This is a genomic window from Okeania sp. SIO3B5 (assembly GCF_010692555.1).
Lineage (GTDB): Bacteria > Cyanobacteriota > Cyanobacteriia > Cyanobacteriales > Microcoleaceae > Okeania.
The window spans coordinates 1-8,493 of sequence record NZ_JAAHHG010000436.1 but is presented as its reverse complement, the minus strand read 5'-3'; the positions used below and the strand labels follow the sequence as shown (position 1 = coordinate 8,493).

Genomic DNA, 8,493 nt, shown 5'->3' with positions numbered 1-8,493 from the left:
ATATCATGTCCGGTAGCATCGGTATTGTATAGCAAGGGTAGGGAACAGGGAACACTTAACTGGGAACAGGGAACAGTCAGGAATACCTAAGAGCAAGAAAAAAACTTAAATTTCCTGTAGATATTCACCTTTGGGTTTACACGCTCCGATACCAGCGGACATGATATTATATCATGTCCGGTTGAATAATTAGACAATGGTTGTCCGAAGGCAGGAGGCAGGAGGCAGGAGGCAGAAGGTTTTCTTTCATTGTCACCTTAATTTTATACACGCTCCGATGCTACCGGACATGATATTACTCCTGAATTCAGAATTCAGAATTCTGAATTCTGAATTCTAAGATAGGACTTACGCAGATACGCTATATATAGTACTCATAACTATTGTCCAATAGTTACTGGACTCTATACACAGTGTCTTTGCGTAAGTCCTGTAAGAAATACCCTAGCTATTTGTAGCAAACATTTATCAAATTGATATAACTGGTTATATCATGTCCGGTTGAATAATTAGACAATATCTACTATAGTTGCTAAATCAAAAAATTCATCACCTAAAATATCTAATTTTTCCAGAGATAACTGTTCTATTTTAGTTTGAACTTCTGGAGTTATTTCTCCAAACTTTCGGCGAATTTGACGTAATATTTGTTTCACTATGCCAATTCCAATTCCTTCTTCCCGTCCAATTCCTATTCCTTCCCTTCTTGCTAGAGAAATTTCTCCTTTCCTATCTCTAATCAACTTTTCCTGTTTCTCTAATTCTTCTAATTCTTCATTGTTTAAGTTCGCCTTATTCGCTATATTTAATGCTGCTTCTATTTCTGATACTTCTCCTAATGAAGATGGTATTACTTCTAAATTGGGAGCTGAAGTCAGAAAATATATCCATTTCTCACTCAGAGTTTCTAATCCTGATAATTCTTTGTTAAATTTGGGTAATTCTACAAACATTAATGTTAATTCATCTTGATAATTAAACGATTCTGTTTCTTCTTTAAGTCTAAACTTAGTAATAATTTTCTCCGTTTTTTCAAATAAAACAAAGTCGGTAATTGTCAAAGCCACAAAAGGTTTCAACATGAGGTAACTTTCTCCTACATCTAATTGATTGCCATAGGCTTTAGCTAGGTTATAGATTACTCGTTTTTCAAACTCTTCTACGTTTAATACTTGCATTTCAATGATAACTGTCGAACCATTATCTAAAACTGCTTTTACATCTAAATAAGTATCTTTAATAGCATTAGTAACTCCAGGATTATAAGGGTTAATTATTTCTAGGGATTGAATAATATTTTGATTATTATAAACTACAGCATTAAGAAAGCTAATCAGAATGTTTTTACTGTGAATAGAACCAAAGATTTTTTTAAAGGCAAAGTCGCTTTTGGGGCTGATAAATTTCATTTAAGTATACCTTCAAGAATTTAGAATTTAGAATTTAGAATTTAGAATTACCTATTCTTATAAAGTTGTTTGCGCAGTATTCCGCAGGAAATGCTTACCGAATAATTAATCATTATTAATTAAATAATTCAGCTTACTTTGCCTCCCCTTGGCTGCGCCGCGAGCTGTCGCTCTACAAGGGGAAAATAAAGAAATAATATTTCCTTATCTTCAATCCTCTCGGTTTTAACCAGAGGTAATTATCCATTATCCATTATCCATTAATGAAATTAGACCTTACTTACTAAAATAGCACAACTGAAATAGGATTTTTAATGATAGAAGTTTTCTCAATTTGTAAGCATTCAGCTATTAGCTGTCAGCTATCAGCAACAAGACTATCTCCTTAAGGACAGTGTCTAAATTAAAATAGACTTTAAGGGCAAGGGAGTCAACTTTTATAGTAAGACAATTAATAAAGCTTTTATCCTAAACTAAAAGCAATAGCTGTTAACGCAGTTCCTCCGGTAGGAGGCTGGCTGACGGCTGAATGCTTACATCAATTTTATCTATAAAATTTTCTTCTTCCTAACTCTTTATTCTTTCTGCCTAATTCAGGTTTTAATGCAGCATTATAAATTTTTTCATTCTTCTTAACTGACTGCCACAAATCAATCATTGGTTGTGGATAGTCAACACCAATTTTTACACCAAACCTCTCTTGTTCAACAGGTAATAATTTCCCTGGTTCATGTATTTTAGAAACAGGTATTTTTGCTAATTCTGGCAACCAATGTTTAACATATTTTCCTTCGGGGTCGTAATCTTTTGCCTGTTTAGGAATATTAAAATAACGAAAACCTCGTGCATCATTTCCTACTCCAGCAGTATAATTCCAATTTCCCCAATTACTACAAACATCATAATCTATCAGTAAAGACTCAAACCATTCAGCACCCATTTGCCAATTAATTCCTAAATTTTTAGTCAGAAAACTGGCAACATTTTGTCTACCACGATTTGACATAAAACCTGTCATTAAAAGTTCGCGCATATTAGCATCGACTAAGGGAAATCCTGTTTTACCTTCTTGCCATTTTCTAAATTTTTCCCAATCTTCTTGCCAAGGAATAGCGACTCCTTGTAAACCAGATTTATAAAATATTTTATTTCCATGTTTTTGACAAATAAATCGGAAATAATCCCGCCATAATAATTCAAATATTAACCAATAAGTAGAATTATTTTTTACCCTCCGTTCTTCATATTCTTGCACTTGTTCATAAATATAACTAGGTGATAAACATCCTAAAGCTAACCAAGGAGAAAATTTAGAGGAATAATTTGCCCCTAGCATTCCATTTCTTGTTTCTTTATAAACTTTTAGACAGTCTTGCTGCCAAAAGTAATTTTTTACTCTTTGTTTTCCAGTAGTTTCTCCACCTCTAAATGCTAAAACTGCTCGTGAATCTTGTGGTGGTAATTCTAGATTTAGTTTGGATAAAGTCGGTAATTCTCCCAGCTCAACTTCTGGCAAAAATGGTAATTTTTCAGGATTTGAAAATGTAAGATTTATAGTAGATTTTTTTTCTATTTCTTTCCTAAAACTGGTAAATACTTCTGGTAATTGTTTAATTTCAAAAGGTAAATCATCAGGATGGTAAAGTGTGTGACCCCAAAATGATTTAAACTTAACCCCAATTTGTTTTAATACTCGATAAAGTGCTGTTTCTACTTTAATTTCTTCTGCTGTAACTTCTCGATGAAAAAATACAGATTTAACCTTTAATTCTTGAGCAAGTTGAGGAATTGCTATTTCTGGTTTTTGTTGACGAATTATTAAATTACTACCTAATTTTTGTAGATTATTACGCAAGTCAGCAACACTTTCAATTAAAAAATTTGCCCGAAAAGCACCTGTTTTAGGAAATCCAAAATTAGTCTGACCAAATTGTCTTGGATCGAAACAATAAATAGGAATAATTTGAGCCTTAGTTTTTATTGCTTTATCGAGCGGTTCATGGTCATGGACGCGTAAGTCGTTACGATACCATAATATAATTCTGTCTTGATTCATAAGCTTTTATAGCGCTACGCGCTAGGGAATATTGAAAAATATCCTAACTAATTCTTAAAGTATAGAATATAGCAATTATTATATTCATATAATATGTTTTTTTCTTCTTCTCTGTTCCCTGTTCCCAGATCCGGTGTTCCCTAAAAATTGAAAAATCTCCTAACTAATTCTTATAATGCTATAGCAATCAGGAATGAGTTGTGAGAATTGAGATGTTCCTTAAAAGTATAGAATATAGCAATTATTATATTCATATAATATGTTTTTTTCTTCTTCTCTGTTCCCTGTTCCCAGATCCGGTGTTCCCTAAAAATTGAAAAATCTCCTAACTAATTCTTAAAGTATAGAATATAGCAATTATTATATTCATATGATATGTTTTTTTCTTCTTCTCTGTTCCCAGATCCGGTGTTCCCTAAAAATTGAAAAATCTCCTAACTAATTCTTATAATGCTATAGCAATCAGGAATGAGTTGTGAGAATTGAGATGTTCCTTAAAAGTATAGAATATAGCAATTATTATATTCATATGATATGTTTTTTTCTTCTTCTCTGTTCCCTGTTCCCTGTTCCCTGTTCCCTGTTCCCTAAAAGATGAAAAAACTAATTACTAAACTAACACCTGAGCAAGAAGCTCTGATTCAAGTTTATCGAAAAAAGTGGCATACAATAGCACATTCTACCCAAGCTATTAATCGTCAAAAAGCTACTAAAGCAATTCAGTTAGCCTACAATTTAATGGGCAACCCAAATCCAGAGATTGTTTTTTGTGAAAGCCCCTATGCAGCTTTTGACATTCTGCTTAGTGTCATTTGGCAACGATGGGAAAGCAAAGATGATTATGGTCATCGTCACATTTTCAAAGATAGATGGCAACTTTTGAGAGAACAAATAGAGTTGCAAATTACCGATAAATTATGTGCAGAAATAGATGGCAAAATTAGGGAAGATACTGACAGTTCATTAACAGAAGAGTCACTAAAACCAGAGGAGCTTTGGAGTCATATTCTTTACTCTCAAATAGAAGAAAAATGGCAAGAAATAGTTTCTGATATTTCAATTAAGTTGTTGTGTTTGTGGAGTTATCCTATTCCCACAGAATTATGGAGTAGTTATGCCGCTTGGATAGATTTTTGTATTTCTGTGATTAATTGTGATTATAATTCAGATGACTGGCAAGTATTAGAATCTATTGTTAGAGACTGTGGTTGGATATATCCTTTGAAAAATCTATGTATTATTTGCGATCGCCCTAGAAAGTTATTATTGGATGATGAATATCGCCCCCACGCTGAAGGCAAACCAGCAATTGAATTTGCTGATGGTTATAGTTTATATGCTAATCATGGTGTGAGACTGCCAGAAGAATATGGAATATTATCTCCCCAAAAATGGCAGGCAAAATGGCTTTTGTCTACAAAAAATGCTGAACTCAGACGAGTATTAATTCAGGAAATTGGTTATGAGAAAATTTGCCAAGATTTACAAACTTTAGAAATAGATAAATGGCAAGAATATACCCTTTTAAGAATAGATGATGATGCCGATATTGAGCCAATATTAATCTTAAAAATGATTTGTCCAAGCACGGGAAATATTCATACTTTAAGAGTACCTCCTAGTCTAAGTTCGGCGAAAGAAGCTATTAGTTGGGTAAATTGGGGAATTGATTCAGAAGCATTTTATATACAAACTTAGCAATATTATTTCAGTAAATATAGTAGTAGTAGGTGGAGACAACGAACACTTAGAACGGGAGCAAGATGCTCCCACTGGCGTTGTATAAATGCGGGATAATTTTAATGTTTTGCTGTGTGGAATGGGCATCTTGCCCGTTCCTGATTTTTGGCATGAAAAAATACCGACCACATTGCTGCGATCGGCTCCTTTGACTTTTTATTCTTCTTCGTTTGGATCTTCTTCTTTGGCAGATTCGAGGAGGTGAACCAACTCAACTTCTAAAGAGCGCATCTCCTCAAACACTTTCGATTTATGGGTATGATTTTCGATTAGCCGCTGTTCTAATCTTTTGCCATGTTCCTCTACATATTCTAGGTGTATAGACTGAAGAGCCTTTAAGCGGTCAAGAATTCCCCCAACAGTTGTTTCTGAGACCGTAATTCGGCCTCCTTTGTCCATAGCTCTATTAACTCGCTTTGACTCATTCCTAAAGCTGCTGATATTTGCTTCAAACGCTTCTTGGTTGTAGGGGTTACGGTTAAATGAATGCTGGCCTTCTTTTCCTGATGGATTGATTTTCTCGGCATTATATTTACTGCTTTTTTTCATTTTACGTTCGTGAATAAATTTTACTCAAAACTCTTGACATTTTGATTATACGGACGTATTATAAAAATGTTCAAGTAACGGACGTTATGGTTTGAGGAGGTGAAGTCCAACAAAGCAGTTCAAACAGTTAAAACCTAATGCTTAACTGACATAGCCTTACATATTTCTAGTGACTATCTAATGGATATCTTTTGGGGTGAGCCTTCTATCTGCTAACTTCACCCCAATCTTTGTAAAAATACTTTTTCTTACTTTTTTATGATTGGAAACTTATACGACCACAAATTCGAGACTCCTTTCAATGACCCAAAACTTCCCAACTGGGCAGATGCATATCTAGATAAATTTTGCGATTTATTTTGGGACAACACCTGGAAAGAAGGGGATGAAGCGATCACTTCTCTGGAAATAGATATGCTAGCCGATAGATATGCCTATATCAAAGAGGGCATGGCTTTGAGAGCTTTTCAGATTTATAAATTGTATAAAAATTTAGGATTTAAAACCTTCAAAGAGTATTGCCTTAAAGGCTTGAAAAAATCGGTCTATTACGTCAAACGAGTCATTAAAGCTGCTCAAATATCTTGGTCATTGATGCTCGAAGGATTTACCGAACTACCAGACAACGTATCTCAAGCCCAAAAATTAGCTAGTTCTGCCAGTCAAGTCAGCGAGGAAGTTGATGAGACAGTGAGCTGTTGGCAAGAGGTTCTGGGTAGGGCCAAGCAAGAATCTAAGCCTATTACAGCGACTTACATAGAAGCTACTATTATCGGGGAAACTATACCTCTCCTAGCCACAGCAAAACTACCCAGAGACGTTTGGGATAAGTTAAGAGCTCAGGCCAAACAACAGGGAGTCAAGCCTGAAAAATTATTAGAAGAAATTATCGGAAATTATTTGGATGGAAGTTCGGAACCAGAGACCCAAACAGAGCCAGAACCAGAGACCCAGACAGAGTCGGAAACGGAACCTCCAGTAACTACCGAAACACAAATCAACCAAGCATCCTTCGCAGCATGGGAAAGCGACTTGCAACAACTTGTAGATCAACATTTTGAAGATTATGGAGAAAGCAACACAACCTTAGACATTTCGTCAATACCAGGAGCTGATTGCTAGTATCAATATCTATGGCAATTTCCGGCAATAACTGAAAAAAAAGGAGATTTTTTTGACTTGACAAAAAAATAGTTGACAATGTGGTTGGAGGTGATTTGATTGTACGCCAAAAAACTCGAATTAAAACTCAGTAACCAAGAGCGATCAAAAATGGCTCAATGTGCTGGTTATGCCCGTTTTGTTTACAACTATGGCCTCAATATGGTTAATGCAACTTCTGCCATGACCAAAGTTAACAAGCGTGGTCAGAAAGTTAGCTTGAGTTACACATTACGCATTTTAGAAGCTAAAAAAGTCTTTACTAACTATGTAAAAAAGCAACCAGAATATGCCTGGGCCAATAATTATTCCTCTCGCATTTACCAAAGTGCTTTTCAACATCTAGGTGAAGCATTTAAACCGAAATAGGGAACCAGTAAATATCCTAAATTGAAAAGGAAAAAAGACAGACAATCTTTTACTGTTTATGACGGTAATGGAAAAGTAACTATTAGTCCTGGTAAAAAAATTAAAATACCAACATTAGGGATTTTTCGATTATGGGAATCAATTCCTTACACTACAGCAAGTCAGACTTTTACTATTAGTAGAATAGGGGAAAAATGGTTTGTTAGTTAAAGCAATTGAAGCTGAACAGTTGCCAGTTCATCCCCTATTAGATGAGCGGCAATACGAAACTTTTGGTATAGATGTTGGAGTTAAACAATTTGCAAGTATAGCAAACCAAAAAAAGGGGGACTCCGAAATTTTAAGTCTCCCAGACTCTATTAAACTAGAGCAATTAAACCAGGCTAAGTTTCAATGGCGCAACCGCAATAAACAACTAGGAGGTAAAGGTAAGCCACCTTCAAAAAATGCGATTAAATATTACAAAAAACTCGCGAAGTACCATTGTCATATGAAGAACGTGCGTAGGGATTTCATAGAGAAAACTACTACAAATTTGGTGACTCAAGTGAAGCACGTCTGCTTAGAGAGTTTAAATGTGAAAGGGATGATGAAAAATGGTAAGTTGGCAGCATCAATTGCAAGGCAAGGATTTTATCAATTTAGACAACGATTGACAACCAAAATCGTAAGCTCTGGTGGGACAGTAGTGCTAGCTGACCAGTGGTTTCCATCATCCAAAACTTGTCATAATTGTGGTTGTATTAACCAAGAATTAAAGCTAAAAGACCGTACTTTTAACTGTCCTCACTGTGGAATCAGAATAGACCGGGACTTGAATGCTGCACTGGTGTTATCTCAGTATGGGGAAGTTAATGAGAATGCTAGGGGGTAGGCTGTACCCGAATTTACGCTTGTGAACTGGAAGAGGGCGGCCTCCCAGGTTGAAGCAAGAAGCAAACATCACCCACCCCCATCCCCTCCTGGGAGGGGAGCTAGAGGGGTGGGTCAGGTTTTACCCAATGAGTGCCGGAATTGTATAGGTATTGTACAGCAGGTGAAAGCTCCATACGACAATCTCCAACTTAGAGTAAATATAATACATAGTTACTAAATCTATAGAAAAATATTCCTAGACAAGTGTTTTAATTAAGTGTTACCTTAACGGGGTGAACTACAACACCCTCTATCCCATTGCTAAAAGCGTTTGGGACTACTTTTCGTAATATA

Annotated in this window: 8 protein-coding genes; 5 read left to right on the top strand and 3 right to left on the bottom strand. The window is 35.4% G+C overall.

Features of this window, described 5'->3' with window-relative positions:
* Positions 1–509 precede the first annotated feature (509 nt).
* Complete coding sequence (locus tag F6K54_RS34700; protein WP_293088199.1) at positions 510–1,409, bottom strand: Rpn family recombination-promoting nuclease/putative transposase; 900 nt, start codon at positions 1,407–1,409, stop codon at positions 510–512.
* A 544-nt stretch (positions 1,410–1,953) separates the two neighbouring features.
* Positions 1,954–3,465 carry a DASH family cryptochrome gene (locus F6K54_RS34695; protein ID WP_293088197.1) on the bottom strand — a complete coding sequence of 504 codons (1,512 nt, stop codon included), beginning with the start codon at positions 3,463–3,465 and terminating at the stop codon, positions 1,954–1,956.
* A gap of 594 nt (positions 3,466–4,059) precedes the next feature.
* On the opposite strand from F6K54_RS34695, the gene F6K54_RS34690 reads away from it, so the two are divergent.
* Positions 4,060–5,163: a DUF6745 domain-containing protein gene (locus F6K54_RS34690; protein ID WP_293088195.1), complete on the top strand. Its 1,104-nt coding sequence runs from the start codon at positions 4,060–4,062 to the stop codon at positions 5,161–5,163.
* 198 nt (positions 5,164–5,361) lie between these two features.
* Here F6K54_RS34690 and F6K54_RS34685 read toward each other — a convergent pair whose 3' ends face one another.
* On the bottom strand, positions 5,362–5,754 hold the full coding sequence (locus F6K54_RS34685; protein ID WP_293088193.1) for a hypothetical protein: 393 nt from the start codon (positions 5,752–5,754) through the stop codon (positions 5,362–5,364).
* Between the two features lie 258 nt (positions 5,755–6,012).
* Between F6K54_RS34685 and F6K54_RS34680 the strand changes: the two genes are divergently transcribed.
* The 4 genes from F6K54_RS34680 to F6K54_RS34665 all read left to right on the top strand — a co-directional run bounded on the left by F6K54_RS34680 (position 6,013) and on the right by F6K54_RS34665 (position 8,158).
* On the top strand, positions 6,013–6,876 hold the full coding sequence (locus tag F6K54_RS34680) for a hypothetical protein (RefSeq protein ID WP_293088192.1): 864 nt from the start codon (positions 6,013–6,015) through the stop codon (positions 6,874–6,876).
* A gap of 99 nt (positions 6,877–6,975) precedes the next feature.
* Complete coding sequence (locus tag F6K54_RS34675; protein WP_293088190.1) at positions 6,976–7,284, top strand: helix-turn-helix domain-containing protein; 309 nt, start codon at positions 6,976–6,978, stop codon at positions 7,282–7,284.
* A gap of 21 nt (positions 7,285–7,305) precedes the next feature.
* Complete coding sequence (locus F6K54_RS34670) at positions 7,306–7,494, top strand: hypothetical protein (RefSeq protein ID WP_293088188.1); 189 nt, start codon at positions 7,306–7,308, stop codon at positions 7,492–7,494.
* Positions 7,484–8,158, top strand: a complete 675-nt coding sequence (locus F6K54_RS34665; RefSeq protein ID WP_293088187.1) for a transposase — start codon at positions 7,484–7,486, stop codon at positions 8,156–8,158. The genes F6K54_RS34670 and F6K54_RS34665 overlap by 11 nt, the downstream gene beginning before the upstream one ends.
* The last annotated feature ends 335 nt before the right edge of the window (positions 8,159–8,493 follow it).